The following is a 20,754-nucleotide window of genomic DNA, read 5'->3' on the forward strand; positions in this document are numbered from 1 at the left end:
ATTAACGTACCTTCAGCGTCGCCAGGCCTATCAGCACCAGCATCAGCGAAATAATCCAGAAGCGCACGATCACGCGCGGTTCCGGCCAGCCTTTCAGTTCATAGTGATGGTGGATCGGCGCCATGCGGAAAATGCGCTGACCGCGCAGCTTGAAGGAGCCGACCTGCAGAATCACCGAGAGCGTTTCCACTACGAATACGCCGCCCATAATCACCAGCAGAAACTCCTGGCGCAGCAGCACGGCGATAATACCCAGCGCGCCACCGAGCGCCAGAGAACCCACATCGCCCATAAAGACCTGCGCCGGATAGGTGTTAAACCACAAGAAGCCCAGCCCCGCGCCGACAATCGCCGTACAGACGATCACCAGTTCACCGGCATGACGCAAATAAGGGATATGCAGGTAGTTGGCGAAATTCATGTTACCCGTCGCCCACGCGACCAGCGCGAATCCGGCGGCAACAAATACGGTCGGCATAATCGCCAGCCCATCGAGGCCGTCGGTCAGGTTGACCGCATTCCCGGTTCCGACGATGACAAAGTAGGCCAGCAGGACGTAGAACAGGCCCAGCTGCGGCATGACGTCTTTGAAGAACGGCACCACCAGCTGAGTCGCCGGCGTATCTTTCCCCGCCATGTACAGCGCAAAGGCAACGCCCAGCGCAATCACCGACATCCAGAAGTATTTCCAGCGGGCAATCAGGCCTTTGGTATCTTTACGCACCACTTTGCGATAGTCATCGACGAAGCCGATGATGCCGTAGCCGACCAGAACCGTCAGTACGCACCAGACGTAGGGGTTGGATGGGTAAGCCCACAACAGAACAGAGACCACAATGGCGGTCAGGATCATAATCCCACCCATCGTTGGCGTACCGCGCTTACTAAAGTGAGATTCCGGGCCATCATTACGCACAACCTGGCCAAAGGAGAGTTTTTGCAGACGGGCAATCATGCGCGGGCCCATCCACAAAGAGATGAACAGCGCGGTCAGCAGGCTGACGATGGCGCGAAACGTCAGGTAGGAAAAGACGTTAAAGCCTGAATAATATTTGACCAAATGTTCGGCCAGCCATACTAACATGTTCCGTTCTCCTGTAATGCGCGTACTACCACTTCCATGGCGGCACTACGTGAACCCTTCACTAAAATGGTCATAATTTTGTGTTCTGACAGCAGCGCTTGCAGCCGCGTTACCAGCAGCGCTTTATCGTTAAAGTGTTCACCGACGCCGCTGGCGCCGCTGATCTCCGCGCTCAAGGAACCTACGCTCAGTACGCGATCGAGCCCGGCTGCTTTTGCCGCTTCGCCCACCTGGCGATGGCACGCCTGGCTTTCCGCGCCGAGTTCAGCCATATCGCCGACCACCAGCACCCGGTAGCCCGGCATCTCAGATAGCACCTGCACCGCGGCGGTCAGCGAGCCGACGTTAGCGTTATAGGAATCATCCAGCAGGAGCTGGCTATCGGTCAGCTGAATCGGGAATAAACGCCCCGGCACAGCTTTCAGATCTTTCAGCCCCGCTTTAATTGCCTCATGCGTCGCGCCTACCGCCATGGAAAGCGCCGCTGCGGCCAGCGCGTTGGCGATGTTATGGCGCCCCGGCAGCGGCAGCAGCACATCAACGCTGCCGGTTGGGGTTTGCAGAGTAAATTCGGTCCCGTGCGAAGTCACATGAACGTTGGTTGCCGTGAAGTCGCTATTGGCGGCGTTCGGCGAGAAGCGCCAGGTTTTACGATCGCCAATGACGCTTTGCCAGTTCAGCCAGTCATTATTGTCGGCGTTCATAATCGCGATGCCGTTGAGCGGCAGGCCGGTGTAAATTTCACCCTTCGCTTTCGCCACGCCTTCCAGGGAACCAAAACCTTCCAGGTGCGCGGCGGCCAGGTTATTCACTAACGCCGCTTCAGGTCGCGTCAGGCTGACGGTCCAGGCAATTTCGCCCTGGTGATTGGCGCCTAGTTCGATAACCGCGTAGTCATATTCTTTGGTGAGACGCAGCAGCGTCATCGGCACGCCGATATCGTTGTTCAGGTTGCCAGCGGTATACAGCGTATTGCCGCACTGGCTCAGAATCGCGGCGGTCATCTCTTTGACCGAGGTCTTGCCTGAAGATCCGGTCAGCGCGACCACGCGCGCCGGAACCTGCTGACGCACCCACGCGGCCAGTTCGCCGAACGCCAGACGCGTATCCTTCACCACCACCTGCGGCAAATCGCAGGCCAGCCGCCGGCTGACCAACAATGCGCCCGCGCCGGCAGCCTTAGCCTGTTCGGCAAAGTCATGTGCGTCAAAGCGCTCGCCTTTTAGCGCCACGAACAGGCAGCCTGCCGTGACCTTACGGGTGTCAGTGGTGACGTCTTCAATCGCCACATCGCTGCCGTGCAGCTCGCCGCGCGTAATGTCGGCAAGCTGGCTGAGAGTCAAGCGAATCATGCTACCGCCCCCAGCAGACGCGCCACGGTGACGCGATCGGAGTAATCGAGTCGGCGATTGCCGACAATTTGATAATCCTCGTGGCCTTTACCCGCCACCAGAACGACGTCGTTTTCTTTCGCCTGCATTACCGCGTTGGTCACCGCCTCCGCGCGCCCTTCCACCGCTTTGGCATGGCCCGCATCGAGCATACCGGCCAGGATATCGTTGATAATCGCCCGCGGCTCTTCGGTACGCGGGTTGTCATCGGTGACAACCACGATATCGGCAAACTCTTCGGCGATCGCCCCCATCAGCGGGCGCTTGCCTTTGTCGCGATCTCCGCCGCAGCCGAACACGCACCACAGTTTACCGTTGCAGTGCAGACGCGCCGCCTGCAGCGCTTTTTCCAGCGCGTCGGGCGTGTGGGCATAATCAACCACGACGGTCGGTTTACCCGGCGCGCTGAACACTTCCATACGCCCGCAAACCGGCTGCAGGCGCGCGGCGGTTTTCAGCAGTTCGGCCAGCGGATAGCCCAGCGCCAGCAGAGTGGCTAACGCCAGCAGCAGGTTGCTAACGTTGAAGGCGCCCATCAGGCGGCTTTCGATCTCGCCGTTGCCCCAACTGGAGGCAAACTGAATGGTGGCGCCGCTGTCGTGATAGTTCACGGCGGTTGCTTTCAGCCAACGCCCCCGGCAGTTCGGGTTAATGTGGTCTTCCATTGATACGGCCACCGCATCCGGCAGCTTCGCCAGCCAGCGGCGACCGACTTCATCGTCCGCATTGACAATCGCCTGACCGCAATGATGGGTTGAATAGAGCAGCCATTTCGCCGCTTCGTAATGCTCCATATCACCGTGATAATCAAGGTGATCGCGGCTCAGGTTGGTGAAGACCGACGCGGCAAACTGCAGCGCGGCGACGCGATGCTGCACCAGCCCGTGGGAAGAGACTTCCATCGCGGCGAACGTCGCCCCCTGCCCTGCCAGGCCAGAGAGTACGTGTTGAACATCAACCGCCGAACCGGTGGTGTTTTCCGTGGGGATAACTTTCTCCAGCAGGCCATTGCCTACGGTTCCCATGACCGCGCTGGTTTCTCCCAGCAGCTGCGCCCATTGCGCCAGCAGTTGGGTGGTGGTGGTCTTGCCGTTAGTCCCGGTGACGCCAACCAGGCGCAGTTGTTCCGAAGGCTGATGGTAAAAACGTCCGGCCAGCGCGGATAAGCGCTCGTTGAGTTGGCTCAGATAGATAACCGGCACACCGTGCATTTCACGGATTTCGCCATCATGAGCCTCATCTTTGGCCTCAGCAATAATGGCAGCAACACCTTGCGCTATCGCCTGCGGGATATAACGACGCCCGTCCGCCTGATGACCTAAAACCGCGACAAAAAGATCGCCAGAAGCAGCCACCCGGCTGTCCAGCGTCATTTCTCGCAGAATTCGCTCCGGCGCATTTGGCACCCACGGAGCGAGAAGGTCGCGCAAATTACGATCTGCCACCTGTTCCCTCGCCTTGATTAATCACTAATTCACTTTTTTCAGCCGTTGCCAGCGCATCCGGTTCAATGTTCATGGTACGCAGTACGCCGCCCATGATGGCACCGAAGACCGGCGCGGAAACGGCGCCGCCGTAGTATTTACCCGCCTGCGGATCGTTGATCACCACCACCAGCGCAAAACGCGGGTGGCTGGCGGGCGCAACGCCTGCGGTGTAAGCAATATATTTGTTGATGTAGCGGCCGTCGGGCCCCACTTTCTTCGCCGTACCGGTTTTAATAGCGATGCGATAGCCTTTAATCGCCGCCTTCACGCCGCCGCCGCCGGGCAGCGCTACGCTTTCCATCATGTGAACAACGGTACGAACGAGTGATTCCGGGAAGACGCGCTCGCCCGGAACCGGTGGATCAACTTTGGTAATCGACAGCGGGCGATAGATGCCGTAGCTGCCGATCGTTGCGTAGACTCGCGCTAACTGTAACGGGGTTACCATTAGCCCATAGCCGAAAGAAAAGGTGGCCCTCTCTATGTCAGACCACCGTTGTTTTTGAGGGTATAAGCCACTGCGTTCTCCGACCAACCCCAAATTGGTCGCTTTTCCAAGTCCAAAACGTGAGTAAGTGTCTACTAACGCTGAGGACGGCATCGCTAACGCCAGCTTGGAAACACCGACGTTACTCGACTTCTGTAGCACCCCGGTCAGGGTCAATTCGCTGTAGCGCGCCACGTCTTTGATTTCGTGGCCGTTAATTCGATAGGGAATGGTGTTCAGTACGGTATTTTCGTTAACAATGCCGCGCTGAAGCGCCGTCATCACTACCATCGGTTTTACCGTTGAACCTGGCTCAAACACGTCGGTAATGGCGCGGTTACGCATGGTATCTTTGGAGGTGCCCGCGAAATTGTTCGGGTTGTAGGATGGGCTGTTGGCCATCGCCAGCACTTCGCCGGTGTTGACGTCAACCAGAACCGCAGTACCTGACTCCGCTTTGTTAAACGCCACCGCATTATTCAGCTCGCGATACACCAGCGCCTGCAGGCGCTCATCAATGCTCAGCGCCAGGTTATGCGCGGCCTGGCTATCGGTAGACGAGATATCTTCGATGACCCGCCCGTAGCGGTCTTTACGCACGATACGCTCGCCGGGCTGGCCGGTGAGCCACTTATCAAAGCTCTTCTCAACGCCCTCAATCCCCTGGCTATCGACGTTAGTGAAGCCAATGAGGTGAGCGGTTACTTCGCCCGACGGATAGTAGCGGCGCGACTCTTCCCGCAGATGAATGCCCGGCAGCTTGAGTTTGCGGATGTAATCGGCCATATCAGGGTTAACCTGACGCGCCAGATAGATAAAACGCATCCGCGGATTGGTATTGATACGCGATGCCAGCTGATCCAGCGGCATATTCAGCGCATCGGCCAGCGCCTTCCAGCGGTTGTCGAGCGTCACGCCGCCGGCTTCATGCAGCTCTTTCGGGTCAGCCCAGATGGCTTTTACCGGTACGCTCACCGCCAGCGGGCGGCCGGAACGATCGGTTATCATGCCGCGCGCGGTGGAGACCTCCTGCACGCGCAGAGAACGCATGTCCCCCTGACGTACCAGCATGTCCGGGCTAATTACCTGTAGCCAGGCCACGCGGCCCAGCAGGAAGCCCAGCGCCAGCAGAATACAGCCGCACAGCAACGCAAAACGCCAACTGATAAAGTTGGCCTGTTCTTCCTGACGTTTTGCTTTTGGCGTTTTCGGCGCTGCTTTCATGCGTCGCAATAATCCTTATTTCTGTACAACGATATTTTCTTGTGATGGATCGACGTGCTGCATCTGCAGCTTCTCGGTCGCGATCCGCTCAACCCGACTGTGATCGCCGAGAGCGTTCTCTTCGAGGATCAGGTTGCGCCATTCAATATCCAGCGCGTCGCGTTCCAGCACCAGCTGTTCGCGCTGCGCGGTTAAGAGGCGAGTATGGTGCGCCGTTGTCACCACCGTAATCGCCGTGATAATGATGCAAATGAACAGGCAGAGTGGCAGCTTCCCAAACCGCAGAAGGTCGTCTCCGATCACGCCAGGCAAAGCATGGCGCTCGTTGCTTCCTATCGACCCTTTCACCTTGCTTAGGGCTTCTGTCACTCTGCCGATCATGCGTTCGTCCTCTCTGCAATACGCAGAACTGAACTACGGGCACGAGGATTTTCAGCTACCTCTTTTTCGCCCGGCATCAACTTGCCTAATGCTCTTAGCTCACGGCCGCCCAGTTTTTTAAGCTGCTCTTCGGTCATCGGTAACCCTGCCGGAACCTGCGGACCGCGGCTTTGCTCGCGCATAAAGCGCTTCACAATACGGTCTTCCAGCGAGTGGAAACTGATGATTGAGAGCCGCCCGCCCGGGGCCAGCACGCTGAGCGAGCTTTTTAGCGCCTGCTCTATCTCCTCCAGTTCACTGTTCACCCAAATGCGCACCGCCTGGAAGGTACGGGTCGCGGGATGTTTGAATTTGTCTTTCACCGGCGTCGCCGCCGCAACGACTTCCGCCAGCTCTTTGGTGCGGGTCATCGGTTCGATGCGGTTGCGTTCGACGATGGCGCGGGCGATGCGTTTACCAAAGCGCTCTTCGCCAAAGGTTTTGATAACCCAGGCGATGTCCGCCTCGTCGGCGGTTTGTAGCCATTCAGCGGCAGATTGACCGCGCGTCGGATCCATACGCATATCCAGCGGGCCATCGCGCATAAACGAAAAACCACGTTCAGCGTCATCCAGCTGCGGCGAGGAGACGCCAAGATCGAGCAAAATACCGTCGATCTTACCGGTGAGATTGCGCTCGCCAACATAGTCGGCCAGCTGAGAAAAAGGACCATGAACGATGGAAAAGCGGGGATCATCGATAGTTTTCGCGACGGCGATAGCCTGCGGATCGCGATCGATCGCCAGCAGACGTCCCTCCGCTCCCAGCTGGGAGAGAATCAGGCGCGAGTGGCCGCCGCGACCAAAGGTACCATCAATGTAGATACCATTTGGACGAATATTCAGGCCGTTAACGGCTTCATCCAGCAGTACCGTAGTGTGTTTATAATTTTCCATCATTTTACAAAGACAAATCCTGCAGGCGCTCCGACAGTTCCCCGGAAGCGGACTGCTCAGCGTCGATATCTTCCTTGACCCGTTGATACCAGGTCGTTTCATCCCACAGCTCAAACTTATTGAACTGCCCGACCAGCATCACTTCTTTTGTCAGCCCGGCATGTTGCCGCAGCACCGGCGCTATTAATAGCCGCCCGGCGCTATCCATCTGACATTCGCTGGCATGTCCCAAAAGCAAACGCTGTACGCGCCGCTCGGTGGGGTTCATGCTCGATAAACGCGATAATTTTTGCTCAATGATTTCCCATTCAGGCAAAGGGTAAAGCAGCAGGCACGGGTGATGGATGTCAATGGTGCACACCAATTGACCGGAAGCATCCTCGATCAGCCCGTCGCGGTAGCGCGTCGGTACGGCCAGACGGCCTTTGCTGTCGAGATTGACTAACGTTGCCCCACGGAACATGCCAGCCTCACCCCTTTTCGCCACTTTACCCCACAAATTCCCACAAGAAGGAGTTTACGGAGCGGAGGAAAAGCTTGTCAAGCCAGCACGAATGCCAACAGAGCTCAAAAACCCATTATTTACAGCCGATATTCGCCCTGAGGAAAAATCAACCAACAAACGAGGCAAATTAACGTTATGAATATCGGTAAGAAAACAACCAACAAACTTGTAACAGTTAAAGCAGCAAAATATCTTCGCGGGGAAAATATAAAGTGTCAGTTTGCGACGCGAGCGGCATTTTAGGCCATTCTGGTGACCGTTAACAGTACCAGTTTTCGCAGGAGAGGCACTCTTACTGCGGAGTACAGCGCTTATGGCTTTCATAATAGCGAGGAAACGGGTGTTAATTCAGCAACTCACCCGCCGAATGTAACAAAATAATACAACTAAATTCATTAATCCCTTAATGGGCTAATTAAAGCGCAAAATAAAGAAGGCTAAGAATAAAATTAAAAGAGATGTCAGGAAGATTAAGGATTTGTCTGAAAGATGCTTAACCCTGCAATTTTTACGTCATCTCATCGAATTATCGCCAGACGCGTAACCGTCTGGCGAATGCGTAACGAATAATCCTGATAACGCGCTAGCGGCGGTTCAGACTGCCGCGGCGATAAAGATTGCGCCGAATGCGGCTTAACCCCGGTTTCGGCTTCCGCGGTTCATCAAGGCTGGCGAGCACAATCTCCAGCACGCGTTCCGCAACGTCGCGATGACGCTGAGCAACGGCTAAAACGGGGCACTGGAGGAAATCCAGCAGCTCATTATCGCCAAAAGTCGCAATCGCTAGTTCCGAAGGCAGCTTCCCTTCCCGGCGCAGCGTGACGTCCATCACCCCCTGCAGTAACGGAAATGAAGTTGTAAACAGCGCCTGAGGCATCGGATGAGTTTCCAGCCACTTTTCGAAAAGCTGGGCCGCGGCTTCGCGCTCGTAGCTGTTAGCGTAGAGGAAATGCACCTCTCGCGGATCGTCCTTCCACGCCGTACGGAATCCCTGCTCACGCAGGAAGCTCACCGAAAGTTCCGGCAGTGCGCCAAGGTACAGCACCGTTTCAGCAGGGAATTTACGTAACTCCGCCCCAAGCATTTCAGCGTCGTCCTGATCGGCGCCGACGACGCTGGTGAAGTGCTCACGATCGAGCGCGCGGTCAAGGGCAACAATCGGGAACGGATCGTTAGCCCAGCGCTGATAGAACGGATGCTCAGGAGGTAATGAGGTGGAAACGATAATCGCATCGACCTGACGCTGCAGCAGATGCTCAATGCAACGCATTTCGTTATCCGGTTGATCTTCGGAACAGGCGATCAGCAGCTGATAGCCGCGCTGGCGCGCCTGACGCTCCAGGTAATTTGCGATGCGCGTATAGCTGGTGTTTTCCAGGTCCGGGATAACCAGGCCAATGGAACGCGTACGTCCTGCACGCAAGCCTGCAGCAACCGCATTCGGGTGATAGTTGTGCTCACGAACAACCGCCATCACCTTTTCAACAGTTTTATCGCTGACGCGATACTGCTTCGCTTTACCATTAATCACATAGCTAGCGGTAGTTCGCGAGACACCGGCCAGCCGGGCGATTTCATCCAGTTTCACAATTTCCCCTTGGGTAATAAGTACAGAACATAACCATTCTTCAGGTATGGATTCGTTTTTATAACATCTAAGCGCAGAAAAGTAAGTGCAGCAACCGCTTTAGTCCACAGTTCCCACCGATTTCGCAAAAAAATAGCCCGACAGGGGGTGTCGGGCTATTTTTACGTCAGTTTGCGCTGCTCAGCGCATGATTTTGTCGCCACGCGACAATCCGACAACGCCGGAGCGGGCTACCTCAACAATACGAGCCACATCGCGCAGCGACGCTAAAAACGCATCAAGCTTGTCGCTGGTTCCCGCCAACTGAACGGTATAGATAGACGGCGTGACGTCGATAATTTGTCCGCGGAAGATTTCCGTATTGCGCTTGACCTCATCGCGCCCATAGCCGCTGGCCTGCACTTTCACCAGCATAATCTCGCGCTCTACGTGCGCGCCTTGCCCGAGTTCGTTAACGCGCAGAACGTCCACCAGCTTGTGCAGCTGCTTTTCGATCTGCTCAATCGCTTTCTCATCGCCAACGGTCTGAATCGTCATTCTGGATAACGTCGGATCGTCCGTCGGCGCTACCGTCAGGCTTTCAATATTATAACCGCGCTGTGAAAAGAGGCCGATCACGCGGGATAAAGCGCCCGATTCGTTCTCCAGTAATACTGATAATATCCGGCGCATAATCAGGTCCTCTCCGTTTTGCTCAGCCACATCTCATCCATACCGCCGCCACGAATTTGCATGGGGTATACATGCTCACTGCCGTCAACCGTGACATCGACAAAAACCAGTCGATTGTTACGTACCTGCTCCAGCGCCTCGGCTAGCTTCGCTTCCAGCGCCTGCGGGTCGCTAATACGAATTCCCACATGGCCGTAGGCTTCCGCTACGCGAGCAAAATCAGGCAATGACTCCATATAGGACTGCGAATGACGGCCGGAGTAGAGCATATCCTGCCACTGCTTCACCATCCCGAGATAGCGGTTATTAAGATTCAGCACCAGCACCGGCAGCTCGTACTGCAGCGCGGTGGAGAGCTCCTGAATATTCATCTGGATGCTGCCGTCGCCGGTCACGCAAATCACCGTTTCCTCCGGCAGCGCCATCTTCACGCCCAGCGCGGCGGGAAGGCCGAATCCCATGGTCCCGAGACCACCGGAGTTAATCCAACGCCGCGGTTTGTCGAAAGGATAATAGAGCGCCGCGAACATCTGATGCTGACCGACGTCGGACGTCACGTACGCATCGCCGTGAGTCAGCCGCCAGATGGTTTCAATTACCGCCTGCGGTTTAATCTTGCCGCTTTGCGTGTCGTATTGCAGGCAGTGACGCGCGCGCCACTGTTCAATCTGCTGCCACCAGTCGCGGATTTCATCCAGCGGCTGCTGGGTCTCCTCGTGTTCGAGCAGCTCCAGCATCTGTTCCAGCACCAGGCGGGCGTCGCCAACGATAGGCACGTCGGCAGGCACCGTCTTGGATATAGAAGTAGGATCGATATCGATATGCAGTACCGTCGCGTTCGGACAGTACCTGGCCAGATTATTTGTCGTACGATCGTCGAAGCGCACGCCAACGGCGAAAATCACGTCGGAATTGTGCATGGTCATGTTGGCTTCATAAGTGCCATGCATGCCCAGCATCCCCAGCGCCTGCTGGTGCGATGCCGGAAAGGCGCCGAGCCCCATCAGCGAAGACGCCACCGGCAGCTTCAGCTTCTCAACCAGTGTATACAGCTGCGGTTCACATTGGGCGTTAATCGCCCCGCCGCCGACATACACCACCGGTTTTTTTGCCGCTACCAGCGTCTGCAGCGCACGTTTAATCTGCCCTTTATGGCCCGACGTCGTCGGGTTATACGAGCGCATGCTAACCGTATCCGGCCAGACGTACGGCAGTTTTTTGGCCGGATTGAGGATATCTTTCGGTAAATCGACGACAACCGGGCCGGGACGCCCGCTGGCCGCCAGCCAAAAGGCCTTTTTCAGCACGCCAGGAATATCTTCGGTTTGCTTAACCAGGAAGCTGTGTTTGACCACCGGTCGGGAGATGCCAACCATGTCGCACTCCTGGAACGCATCGTAGCCGATTAAGGAGGTCGCGACCTGGCCGGAAAGAATCACCAGCGGAATGGAATCCATATAAGCCGTCGCAATGCCGGTTATCGCGTTAGTCGCCCCCGGACCGGAAGTGACCAGCACCACCCCGACTTCGCCGGTTGCGCGGGCAAGGCCATCCGCCATATGAACGGCAGCTTGCTCATGGCGGACCAGAACGTGATCGATACCGCCCAGGGTGTGTAACGCGTCATAGATATCGAGGACAGCGCCCCCGGGATAACCGAATACCTGCTTGACGCCCTGATCGACCAGCGACTGGACGACCATTTCGGCTCCTGACAACATCTCCATGGTTTGCCTCCCGGCTTATTGTTTTTAACGACAGCGGAATCCGATTTCCGCGCGCTCGCACAAGACGAAGCGCAATGGCTTCGTAGTGAGGTGAATAGACTGCATGCCGTTACCATAACTGCTCGCTAACGGGCAGGCAATTGGCGACCGTCGGCGCATAAGAGGCATTAAAAGGATAAAAGAAAGGTTCGCAGGTAAAACACGGTGAAAAACTTCGGAGATAAGAAAATATGATAGTCAATACTCGGGGAAAATAACCAACTACAGCAAATCATCCATTTTTTAACTGACAGCGCGAGAGGCTGAGAAATGCAAACAGAATAAAATTCTACATTTTGTGAATTTTGTCACACAAAGCAGGAGCCGAAGCCCCCGTTTGTATTGCGACCGTTTATCGCTTGCAGATATTCACCAGCAATTCTTCCATCCACTGATGGCCTTTATCACGGCCCGCCGCCTCATGCCAGGAAAGATAGCAGGTACGGCTATTCACTTTCAGCGGCAAAGGTAATATTTGCAAATCCAGCTTATCGGCAAACTCGCTGGCTAACCAGCGCGGTGCGATAGCGACCATGTTGGTCTGAGAAACCACATTTAATACGCTGACCATCGCGTTCCCCTGATAGGCAATACGCGATTGTTTATCAGCAGTGTCGTACCATGGCTGGCTAAATGAGGCGTAACGATCGAGAGCGACAACGGCGTGCTCCTCCTGATAAATATCGTTTTCCATCATCGGGCCAGAAATACGTGGATGTTTACGGCTCGCCACCAAAACCATTTCATCTTTAAATAAAGGCACGCAGGCAAACTCAGGGCGACGAAACTCTTCATAGCCAACGACGAATTCGATTTCCTGATAACGTAATTGATGTTCCGTGTTTTGATTCAATGCCGATTTAAAGACCAAATGAATGTTGGGCGCGATCTCGCCAACTTTATTGAAAATAACCGAAGTCAACGCGTTATCCAGCGGGCTGCAAACGCATAAATTAAACACCCGCTCGCTGCTAAGCGGCTCAAAGCCCGAGCCCGGCAATTCGTTCTGCACTAATTGCAATGCCTGCCGTACAGAACCAAATAGCTGATAAGCGCGCGCCGTTGGCTGGATGCCGCGTCCATAACGAACAAACAGCTCATCATTAAACATCACTTTCAGCCGTGATACCGCATTGCTGACCGCCGGCTGCGACATGCCCAGGGAATGCGCCGCACGGGTGATATTTTGTTCCTGCATAACCGCATCGAATACGGTTAGCAGATTGAGGTCGACCATCCGCAGCTGAGGTTTAGTGTTTTCTACCTCAGAGGTTGATTTATATTCAGTATCTTCTTTTAACATATTTAACTCCACTGTCACGCTAAATTCCCTTTGCCAAAGTGCAGTAATTAATTCTGAAATATCATTTATCATGCATATGACATTTGCAAAAGAGCAAAGATGAATTTTAGGAATATATCAAGGTTATGAGTAGCACCAGAAAATCGGCTTTTAAACCTTCCCGTGACAACCCAAACCATATCGTTTACTTGATGGAATTAAGTGTACCCATAAATATTAAAAATAAACAATAACAGCAACGGTTAACTATAATTTAAGCGCTATTACAATATCAATTTAACCCTCCCCTAAAATTCACATTTTATTATCATTGATAATTCACTTTCATATGTATGAACACATTCACAAAACAAATAAATTTAGCGTTTTCATTAAGATATGAAGCTGATCATGCGCCATATCCACGAAGCGGCAATTGAAAATGAAAATTATCAAATGGTGAAATTATCTCAACATGTCCCGATACCCTAAAAAGGATCATCGGCAAAAAAGCGCGATTGTCAGCACAATTAGCTAATTCCCCTCTCAGGTAAAAAGGCCTTTTCTTCACCCAAGGGTTGACATCAAACCCCATATCCAGTAACTCTAAAAGCATAACGATTTCATCTGGAGCATGACGCAATGATTCGCAGCATTCGCTTTCTCAGCCTACTACTACTAAACGCATCCATTTTGCGCGGTAGGCTGTTGGGCGACGTTCATCGTTAAGTCATCTTCCAGCAAGACTATAAAACCCGCGCCAATGCGCGGGTTTTTTTATGCTCGCAAGCAAGGCGCCAGGACAGAGAACAAGGATCTAAACCATGAGCCAGCAAGTCATTATTTTCGATACGACCTTACGCGACGGTGAACAAGCGTTACAAGCCAGCCTGAGTGTGAAAGAAAAACTGCAGATTGCTATGGCCCTTGAGCGGATGGGCGTTGACGTGATGGAAGTCGGTTTTCCGGTCTCATCCCCTGGCGACTTTGAGTCCGTACAAACCATTGCGCGCACCATCAAAAACAGCCGCGTTTGCGCGCTGGCGCGCTGCGTAGAAAAAGATATCGACGTTGCGGCGGAATCATTAAAAGTCGCAGAAGCGTTCCGTATTCACACCTTTATCGCCACCTCGCCGATGCATATCGCGACCAAGCTGCGCAGTAACCTGGATGAAGTTATCGAACGGGCGATCTATATGGTGAAACGCGCGCGTAACTACACTGACGATGTCGAGTTTTCCTGTGAAGACGCTGGCCGTACGCCGATCGCCGATCTGGCTCGCGTTGTTGAAGCCGCGATTAATGCAGGCGCAACGACCATCAATATTCCGGATACCGTCGGCTACACCATGCCGTTCGAATTCGCCAACATTATCACCGGTCTGTACGAACACGTCCCCAATATCGACAAAGCCATCATCTCCGTCCATACCCATGACGACCTGGGCATCGCGGTCGGTAACGCCCTCGCCGCGGTCCACGCCGGCGCTCGTCAGGTGGAAGGCGCGATGAACGGTATCGGCGAACGCGCCGGTAACTGCTCTCTGGAAGAGGTGATCATGGCCATCAAAGTGCGCAAAGACATTATGAATGTGCACACCCGCATTAATCACCAGGAAATCTGGCGTACCAGCCAGACCGTGAGCCAGATCTGCAATATGCCGATTCCTGCCAACAAAGCGATCGTCGGTACCGGCGCCTTCGCCCACTCTTCCGGTATTCACCAGGATGGCGTGCTGAAGAATCGCGAAAACTACGAAATCATGACGCCAGAATCTATCGGGCTGAACCAGGTACAGCTGAACCTGACTTCCCGCTCCGGCCGCGCAGCGGTGAAACACCGTATGGAAGAGATGGGCTATAAAGAAACCGACTACAACATGGACCATTTGTATGATGCGTTCCTGAAGCTGGCGGATAAGAAGGGCCAGGTATTCGACTATGACCTGGAGGCGTTAGCCTTCATTAACAAACAGCAGGAAGAACCGGAGCATTTCCGCCTCGATTACTTCAGCGTGCAGTCCGGTTCCAGCGATATCGCAACCGCCTCCGTGAAGCTGGCCTGCGGCGATGAGACAAAAGCTGAGGCCGCTAACGGTAACGGCCCGGTGGACGCCATTTATCAGGCCATTAACCGCATCACCGGCTATGAGATTGAGTTAGTTAAATATGACCTGAACGCTAAAGGCCAGGGTAAAGACGCGCTGGGTCAGGTTGACATCGTGGCTAACTACAACGGCCGCCGCTTCCACGGCGTGGGTCTGGCGACGGATATTGTGGAGTCTTCCGCGAAAGCCATGGTTCACGTCCTGAACAACATCTGGCGCGCCGCTGAAGTCGAAAAAGAGTTGCAACGCAAAGCTCAGAATAAAGAGAACAATAAGGAAACCGTGTAATGTCGAAGAATTACCATATTGCTGTTTTACCAGGTGATGGTATTGGCCCGGAAGTGATGAACCAGGCGTTGAAAGTACTGGAAGCCGTTCGCCACCGTTTTGATATGCGCATTACCACCAGCCAGCATGACGTGGGCGGTATCGCCATTGACCGTCAGGGCACTCCGCTGCCTCAGTCTACCGTCGAAGGCTGCGAGCAGGCCGACGCGATTCTGTTCGGCTCCGTTGGCGGACCGAAATGGGAGCATCTGCCGCCCGCGGAACAGCCGGAGCGCGGGGCGCTGCTGCCTCTGCGTAAGCACTTCAAATTATTTAGCAACCTGCGTCCGGCTAAGCTGTACCAGGGTCTGGAAGAATTCTGCCCGCTGCGCGCCGATATCGCCGCCAACGGCTTCGATATTTTATGCGTCCGCGAACTGACCGGCGGCATCTACTTCGGCCAGCCGAAAGGCCGCGAAGGCAGCGGCCAGCACGAGAAAGCGTTTGATACCGAGGTGTATCATCGCTTTGAGATTGAGCGTATCGCCCATATCGCCTTCGAGTCCGCCCGCAAGCGTCGCCACAAAGTGACCTCAATTGATAAAGCGAACGTGCTGCAGTCTTCTATTTTGTGGCGTGAAATCGTCAGCGAAATCAGCAAACAGTATCCTGACGTTGAGCTGTCGCATATGTATATCGACAACGCTACCATGCAGCTGATTAAAGATCCGTCCCAGTTTGACGTTCTGCTGTGTTCCAACCTTTTCGGCGACATTCTGTCTGACGAATGCGCCATGATCACCGGTTCAATGGGAATGCTGCCGTCCGCCAGCCTCAACGAGCAGGGCTTCGGCTTATACGAGCCCGCAGGCGGCTCCGCGCCGGACATCGCCGGTAAGAACATCGCGAACCCGATCGCGCAGATCCTCTCGCTGGCGCTGCTGCTGCGCTACAGCCTGGATGCCGATAGCGCGGCAACAGCGATTGAAAATGCGATCAACCGTGCATTAGAAGAAGGCGTGCGTACCGGCGATTTAGCGCGCGGCGCGGCGGCGGTCAGTACCGATGAAATGGGCGATATCATTGCCCGCTATGTCGCTGAAGGGGTGTAATCATGGCGAAGACGTTATACGAAAAGTTGTTTGATGCTCACGTGGTTTATGAAGCGCAAAACGAAACCCCGCTGCTGTACATTGACCGCCATCTGGTTCACGAAGTGACCTCGCCGCAGGCGTTTGACGGCCTGCGCGCGCATAAACGCCCGGTGCGTCAGCCGGGTAAAACCTTCGCCACGATGGATCACAACGTTTCGACGCAGACGAAAGACATTAATGCGTCCGGCGAGATGGCGCGTATCCAGATGCAGGAGTTAATTAAAAACTGCAAAGAGTTCGGCGTTGAGCTGTATGACCTGAACCACCCTTTCCAGGGCATCGTCCACGTGATGGGGCCGGAACAGGGCGTCACCCTGCCGGGTATGACCATCGTCTGCGGGGACTCCCACACGGCAACCCATGGCGCATTCGGCGCGCTGGCCTTCGGTATCGGCACCTCTGAAGTCGAGCACGTTCTGGCGACGCAGACCCTGAAGCAGGGGCGCGCCAAAACCATGAAGATCGAAGTCAAAGGCAAAGCCGCGCCGGGCATCACTGCCAAAGATATCGTCCTGGCGATTATCGGTAAAACCGGCAGCGCCGGCGGGACCGGTCACGTCGTGGAGTTCTGCGGTGAAGCCATTCGCGATTTAAGCATGGAAGGCCGTATGACCCTGTGCAATATGGCGATCGAAATGGGCGCGAAAGCGGGCCTGGTGGCGCCGGACCAGACCACATTTGATTATGTCAAAGGCCGTCTGCACGCGCCGAAAGGCGAAGATTTTGCCGACGCCGTCGCTTACTGGAAAACCCTGACCACCGACGATGGCGCGACGTTTGATAGCGTTGTCACCCTGCAGGCGGAAGAGATTGCCCCGCAGGTCACCTGGGGCACTAACCCGGGCCAGGTGATCTCCGTTACCGACATCATTCCGGATCCGGCCTCATTCTCCGACCCGGTAGAGCGCGCAAGCGCTGAGAAAGCGCTTGCCTATATGGGGCTGAAATCTGGCGTGCCGTTAACCGAAGTCGCCATTGATAAAGTCTTTATCGGTTCCTGCACCAACTCGCGTATCGAAGACTTACGCGCGGCGGCCGAGATCGCTAAAGGCCGCAAAGTCGCGCCGGGCGTTCAGGCGCTGGTCGTACCGGGTTCCGGTCCGGTGAAAGCGCAGGCCGAAGCAGAAGGCCTGGATAAAATCTTTATTGAAGCCGGTTTTGAGTGGCGTTTACCGGGCTGCTCCATGTGCCTGGCGATGAACAACGACCGTCTGAATCCGGGCGAGCGCTGTGCCTCCACCAGCAACCGTAACTTTGAAGGCCGTCAGGGCCGCGGCGGACGCACTCACCTGGTCAGCCCGGCAATGGCAGCAGCGGCGGCCGTGACCGGTCATTTCGCCGATATCCGTAGCTTGAAATAAGGAAACCATCATGGCAGAGAAATTTACCCAACATACCGGCCTGGTGGTTCCGCTGGACGCCGCGAACGTCGATACCGATGCAATTATTCCAAAGCAGTTTCTGCAGAAAGTCACGCGTACCGGTTTTGGCGCCCATCTGTTTAACGACTGGCGCTTCCTGGACGACAAAGGCGAACAGCCTAACCCGGAATTCGTGCTGAACTTCCCGGAGTATAAAGGCGCCTCTATCCTGCTGGCGCGGGAAAACTTCGGCTGCGGCTCCTCGCGCGAGCACGCACCGTGGGCGCTGACCGATTACGGCTTTAAAGTCGTTATCGCCCCCAGCTTCGCCGATATCTTCTACGGCAACAGCTTTAACAATCAGCTGCTGCCGGTCACGCTGAGCGAAGCGCAGGTCGATGAGCTGTTTAAACTGGTCCACTCTCAGCCCGGCATTAAATTTGAAGTCGATCTGGAATCCGAGGTGGTTAAAGCTGGCGATAAATCCTATAGCTTTAAAATTGACGCTTTCCGTCGTCACTGCATGCTTAACGGTCTGGACAGCATCGGCCTGACTCTGCAGCACGAAGAAGCGATTTCAGCCTATGAGCAAAAACAACCGGCCTTTATGAATTAAGGCGACCCGCAGTTTATAACCCAGCCCGAACTTCGCTTCGGGCTTTTTTTCGTCGGGCGAAAATGAGATCTGGCGCACATATATCAATATTGGTCGCCCTGGCAAAACAAATTTTTATCCGTAAAAAATATAAATCATTATCAATTGGGCATCTATTCAATCATTCCCACACTCTTTTTGTGTCATTCCACAAGTACAAGTAAAAAATCGATTGAAATATTTAAGATAAAAACATGAATATGTAAATTGATTGTTAATCCCATAGAATCCCGCTATAGCTCCACGCAAAAAAAAGCATTATTTTTCTATTAGACCCCTCGTTATCTTTCCCCACAGAGAAATATTAACTTTGGACAGGCCAGAATCGCCGTAAGCGGCAATCAGGCATCCAGTGGAGAGAGCATATGAGCCACTACCCCCATCTTTTTTCCCCGTTGACCATTAACGGAATGACGATAAAAAACCGCATCATCATGCCGCCGATGGGGACCAACCTGGCGAGCCTGAACGGTGAAGTCACCCAGGAACAGATTGACTACTATGAGCTACGCGCGCGGGGCGGCACAGGACTCATCACTATCGAGAATATTTGTATCGATTTTCCTTTCGCCTCTAACGGCACCACGCAGCTGCGTATCGATAACGATCAATATATTCCGCGCCTGTTCAAATTAACCGAAACCTTACATAAACACGGTGCCTGCGTCGGTATTCAATTAAACCACGCTGGCGCTTCAGCCTATGCGTATCGCCTGAATGGTGAAATGCCGCTTTCTTCTTCAAGCACCCCGTCCAAAAAGAACGGTAATATTCCCCGTCCGATGACGCACGACGAGATTTATCATGCCGTCGATAAATTTGGTGATGCCGCGGAACGCGTACGCCGCGCCGGATTCGACTGCGTGGAAATTCACGCCGGCCACTCTTATTTAATTAGCCAGTTTTTATCACCGCTGTTTAATAAGCGCACCGATGAATTTGGCGGTAGCGTAGAGAATCGCGCCAGAATATTAACCTTAATCGTCGATAAGGTACGCGCCTGCGTAGGTCCGCGTTTCCCGGTCAGCCTGCGTATTAGCGCCGATGATTTCCTGGAGGGCGGGAATACGCTCGAAGATTCACTGCGGATCCTCGAACTGTGCGAGGAAAAAGTAGATATTATCAACGTCTCCGCAGCGCAAAACGACAACCTGAATTTCCAGATAGACCAGATGTCTCTGGAAGATGGCTGGAAGCGCTACCTCTCCCGCGCGGTACGTGACAAATTCCACAAACCCACGGTGATTGCCGGCAACATCCGTACCCCGAAAGTCGCAGAAGATATTATCGCCAGCGGCGATGCCGACCTGATTGCCATCGGTCGCGGGCTGATCGCCGAGCCGGAGTGGGTGCAAAAAGTTCAGAGCGGTAACGAACGTTTGATGCGGAAATGCATCTCCTGCAACATTGGCTGCGCGGATCACCGTATCGCCCGCTCGCGCCCTCTGCGCTGCTCGATCAACCCGGATATCATCCACGGCGACGCTTACAAACAGCAGCGCGTGATCCGTGATACCAACGTCGTGGTTATCGGCGCGGGTACGGCGGGAATGGAAGCCGCATGCACCGCGGCTGAAGTCGGCTGCCATACCTGGCTGCTGGAAGAAAAACACAGCATCGGCGGGCTGGCCAGTGAGATCTCCCTGCTGCCGGAGAAAAAGCGTATCGCTGATTTTCCGCAGTTTATGAAAAACCGTATCGCCTCCCTCGATAACCTGATGCTGCAGGTCGGCAAGCGCGCCACCGTGGCGTCCGTTTCCGCTTTGCGCCCGAATTTAATCGTCAACGCCACCGGTTCAGTTCCCCTGCTGCCGCCGATTGAAGGGCTGCGTGAAAACATCGATGTCGAAGGCGGCAACGTCTTCTCCATTACCAACATGATTCATCATCTGGACCAGTTTGCCGATGCAACGGGTAAACGCATCGCCGTCGTCGGCGCGGGCGCCGTGGGTCTGGACGTTATTGAATACTTCTCCGCGCGCGGCGCCAGCGCCGTGCTTATCGAGATGCAGGACGCGCCGGGACGCGATCTGGACATCATTACTAAAAATGCCATGTTGACCATGCTCGATGAACATCACGTGGAACAGCACATGCGCACGCAGCTGGTTGCCGTCACCCCAACGCATTTCACCGTTAAAAATACGGATGGCGCCTTCGACATTCCTTTTGATTACGGCTTCGTCTGCCTGGGAATGCGCGCCAACACCGCCGGTCTCAATGAGATTGAGCAATGGGCCAGAGCCAATAACGTAAAAATAATGAACATCGGCGACAGCCTGATGGCCCGGCGAATTATTGATGGCGTGCGCGAAGGGCGCAACGTGCTGGATACCCTCGAAGATATGGGGGCTCTCGGCAACCGCGAATCGACAAAAATTCCATTTCTAACATATTGAGGATTTTA

At 54.6% G+C, this 20,754-nt stretch carries 18 protein-coding genes; 6 read left to right on the forward strand and 12 right to left on the reverse strand.

Annotated features, from left to right (window positions below; translation table 11 throughout):
- Position 1: 1 nt before the first annotated feature.
- The 12 genes from mraY to CMQ96_RS28710 all read right to left on the reverse strand — a co-directional run bounded on the left by mraY (position 2) and on the right by CMQ96_RS28710 (position 13,418).
- Entirely contained in the window at positions 2-1,084 is a 1,083-nt protein-coding gene (mraY, locus tag CMQ96_RS23035; RefSeq protein ID WP_004098585.1) for a phospho-N-acetylmuramoyl-pentapeptide-transferase, read from the reverse strand.
- Positions 1,078-2,436, reverse strand: coding sequence for a UDP-N-acetylmuramoyl-tripeptide--D-alanyl-D-alanine ligase (gene murF, locus CMQ96_RS23040; RefSeq protein WP_024360309.1), 1,359 nt, complete (start codon positions 2,434-2,436; stop codon positions 1,078-1,080). The genes mraY and murF overlap by 7 nt, the downstream gene beginning before the upstream one ends.
- A complete protein-coding gene (murE, locus tag CMQ96_RS23045; protein WP_004872180.1) occupies positions 2,433-3,920 on the reverse strand; it encodes a UDP-N-acetylmuramoyl-L-alanyl-D-glutamate--2,6-diaminopimelate ligase in 1,488 nt (495 codons plus the stop codon). The genes murF and murE overlap by 4 nt, the downstream gene beginning before the upstream one ends.
- Positions 3,907-5,673: a peptidoglycan glycosyltransferase FtsI gene (locus CMQ96_RS23050; protein ID WP_004098582.1), complete on the reverse strand. Its 1,767-nt coding sequence runs from the start codon at positions 5,671-5,673 to the stop codon at positions 3,907-3,909. The genes murE and CMQ96_RS23050 overlap by 14 nt, the downstream gene beginning before the upstream one ends.
- A gap of 15 nt (positions 5,674-5,688) precedes the next feature.
- Positions 5,689-6,054: a cell division protein FtsL gene (ftsL, locus tag CMQ96_RS23055; protein WP_002888550.1), complete on the reverse strand. Its 366-nt coding sequence runs from the start codon at positions 6,052-6,054 to the stop codon at positions 5,689-5,691.
- Positions 6,051-6,992, reverse strand: coding sequence for a 16S rRNA (cytosine(1402)-N(4))-methyltransferase RsmH (rsmH, locus tag CMQ96_RS23060; protein WP_004128935.1), 942 nt, complete (start codon positions 6,990-6,992; stop codon positions 6,051-6,053). Before rsmH ends, ftsL begins: the two co-directional genes overlap by 4 nt.
- Position 6,993: 1 nt before the next feature.
- Positions 6,994-7,452 (reverse strand): division/cell wall cluster transcriptional repressor MraZ, encoded by a 459-nt coding sequence (gene mraZ, locus CMQ96_RS23065; protein WP_004108122.1) that lies wholly within the window; start codon positions 7,450-7,452, stop codon positions 6,994-6,996.
- Positions 7,453-8,077: 625 nt separating this feature from the next.
- On the reverse strand, positions 8,078-9,082 hold the full coding sequence (gene cra / locus CMQ96_RS23075) for a catabolite repressor/activator (protein ID WP_004098577.1): 1,005 nt from the start codon (positions 9,080-9,082) through the stop codon (positions 8,078-8,080).
- Between the two features lie 180 nt (positions 9,083-9,262).
- Complete coding sequence (gene ilvN, locus CMQ96_RS23080; protein WP_004098573.1) at positions 9,263-9,754, reverse strand: acetolactate synthase small subunit; 492 nt, start codon at positions 9,752-9,754, stop codon at positions 9,263-9,265.
- Between the two features lie 2 nt (positions 9,755-9,756).
- On the reverse strand, positions 9,757-11,481 hold the full coding sequence (ilvI, locus tag CMQ96_RS23085; protein WP_098067379.1) for an acetolactate synthase 3 large subunit: 1,725 nt from the start codon (positions 11,479-11,481) through the stop codon (positions 9,757-9,759).
- A gap of 391 nt (positions 11,482-11,872) precedes the next feature.
- Positions 11,873-12,841, reverse strand: coding sequence for a transcriptional regulator LeuO (gene leuO, locus CMQ96_RS23090; RefSeq protein WP_098067380.1), 969 nt, complete (start codon positions 12,839-12,841; stop codon positions 11,873-11,875).
- A gap of 370 nt (positions 12,842-13,211) precedes the next feature.
- Positions 13,212-13,418 carry a hypothetical protein gene (locus CMQ96_RS28710; RefSeq protein WP_128805007.1) on the reverse strand — a complete coding sequence of 69 codons (207 nt, stop codon included), beginning with the start codon at positions 13,416-13,418 and terminating at the stop codon, positions 13,212-13,214.
- Positions 13,419-13,444: 26 nt separating this feature from the next.
- Between CMQ96_RS28710 and leuL the strand changes: the two genes are divergently transcribed.
- The 6 genes from leuL to CMQ96_RS23120 all read left to right on the forward strand — a co-directional run bounded on the left by leuL (position 13,445) and on the right by CMQ96_RS23120 (position 20,746).
- On the forward strand, positions 13,445-13,531 hold the full coding sequence (gene leuL / locus CMQ96_RS29055) for a leu operon leader peptide (RefSeq protein ID WP_009654551.1): 87 nt from the start codon (positions 13,445-13,447) through the stop codon (positions 13,529-13,531).
- Between the two features lie 95 nt (positions 13,532-13,626).
- Positions 13,627-15,198 (forward strand): 2-isopropylmalate synthase, encoded by a 1,572-nt coding sequence (gene leuA / locus CMQ96_RS23100; RefSeq protein ID WP_004128923.1) that lies wholly within the window; start codon positions 13,627-13,629, stop codon positions 15,196-15,198.
- Positions 15,198-16,289, forward strand: coding sequence for a 3-isopropylmalate dehydrogenase (leuB, locus tag CMQ96_RS23105; protein WP_004872190.1), 1,092 nt, complete (start codon positions 15,198-15,200; stop codon positions 16,287-16,289). Before leuA ends, leuB begins: the two co-directional genes overlap by 1 nt.
- A gap of 2 nt (positions 16,290-16,291) precedes the next feature.
- Positions 16,292-17,692 (forward strand): 3-isopropylmalate dehydratase large subunit, encoded by a 1,401-nt coding sequence (gene leuC, locus CMQ96_RS23110; RefSeq protein WP_004128917.1) that lies wholly within the window; start codon positions 16,292-16,294, stop codon positions 17,690-17,692.
- Between the two features lie 10 nt (positions 17,693-17,702).
- A complete protein-coding gene (leuD, locus tag CMQ96_RS23115; RefSeq protein WP_024360306.1) occupies positions 17,703-18,308 on the forward strand; it encodes a 3-isopropylmalate dehydratase small subunit in 606 nt (201 codons plus the stop codon).
- 404 nt (positions 18,309-18,712) lie between these two features.
- Positions 18,713-20,746 carry an FAD-dependent oxidoreductase gene (locus tag CMQ96_RS23120; protein WP_064342165.1) on the forward strand — a complete coding sequence of 678 codons (2,034 nt, stop codon included), beginning with the start codon at positions 18,713-18,715 and terminating at the stop codon, positions 20,744-20,746.
- Positions 20,747-20,754 lie beyond the last annotated feature (8 nt).

The organism is Klebsiella sp. MBT K-1, assembly GCF_002556465.1.
Taxonomy (GTDB): domain Bacteria; phylum Pseudomonadota; class Gammaproteobacteria; order Enterobacterales; family Enterobacteriaceae; genus Klebsiella; species Klebsiella grimontii.

What these genes read in the sequence shown, in the direction of transcription:
- mraY (WP_004098585.1), bottom strand. Translation starts at nt 1,084, where the DNA reads ATGTTAGTATGGCTGGCCGAACATTTGGTCAAATATTATTCAGGCTTT.
- murF (WP_024360309.1), bottom strand. Translation starts at nt 2,436, where the DNA reads ATGATTCGCTTGACTCTCAGCCAGCTTGCCGACATTACGCGCGGCGAG.
- CMQ96_RS23050 (WP_004098582.1), bottom strand. Translation starts at nt 5,673, where the DNA reads ATGAAAGCAGCGCCGAAAACGCCAAAAGCAAAACGTCAGGAAGAACAG.
- ftsL (WP_002888550.1), bottom strand. Translation starts at nt 6,054, where the DNA reads ATGATCGGCAGAGTGACAGAAGCCCTAAGCAAGGTGAAAGGGTCGATA.
- rsmH (WP_004128935.1), bottom strand. Translation starts at nt 6,992, where the DNA reads ATGATGGAAAATTATAAACACACTACGGTACTGCTGGATGAAGCCGTT.
- mraZ (WP_004108122.1), bottom strand. Translation starts at nt 7,452, where the DNA reads ATGTTCCGTGGGGCAACGTTAGTCAATCTCGACAGCAAAGGCCGTCTG.
- ilvN (WP_004098573.1), bottom strand. Translation starts at nt 9,754, where the DNA reads ATGCGCCGGATATTATCAGTATTACTGGAGAACGAATCGGGCGCTTTA.
- ilvI (WP_098067379.1), bottom strand. Translation starts at nt 11,481, where the DNA reads ATGGAGATGTTGTCAGGAGCCGAAATGGTCGTCCAGTCGCTGGTCGAT.
- CMQ96_RS28710 (WP_128805007.1), bottom strand. Translation starts at nt 13,418, where the DNA reads ATGCTTTTAGAGTTACTGGATATGGGGTTTGATGTCAACCCTTGGGTG.
- leuL (WP_009654551.1), top strand. Translation starts at nt 13,445, where the DNA reads ATGATTCGCAGCATTCGCTTTCTCAGCCTACTACTACTAAACGCATCC.
- leuA (WP_004128923.1), top strand. Translation starts at nt 13,627, where the DNA reads ATGAGCCAGCAAGTCATTATTTTCGATACGACCTTACGCGACGGTGAA.
- leuB (WP_004872190.1), top strand. Translation starts at nt 15,198, where the DNA reads ATGTCGAAGAATTACCATATTGCTGTTTTACCAGGTGATGGTATTGGC.
- leuC (WP_004128917.1), top strand. Translation starts at nt 16,292, where the DNA reads ATGGCGAAGACGTTATACGAAAAGTTGTTTGATGCTCACGTGGTTTAT.
- leuD (WP_024360306.1), top strand. Translation starts at nt 17,703, where the DNA reads ATGGCAGAGAAATTTACCCAACATACCGGCCTGGTGGTTCCGCTGGAC.
- CMQ96_RS23120 (WP_064342165.1), top strand. Translation starts at nt 18,713, where the DNA reads ATGAGCCACTACCCCCATCTTTTTTCCCCGTTGACCATTAACGGAATG.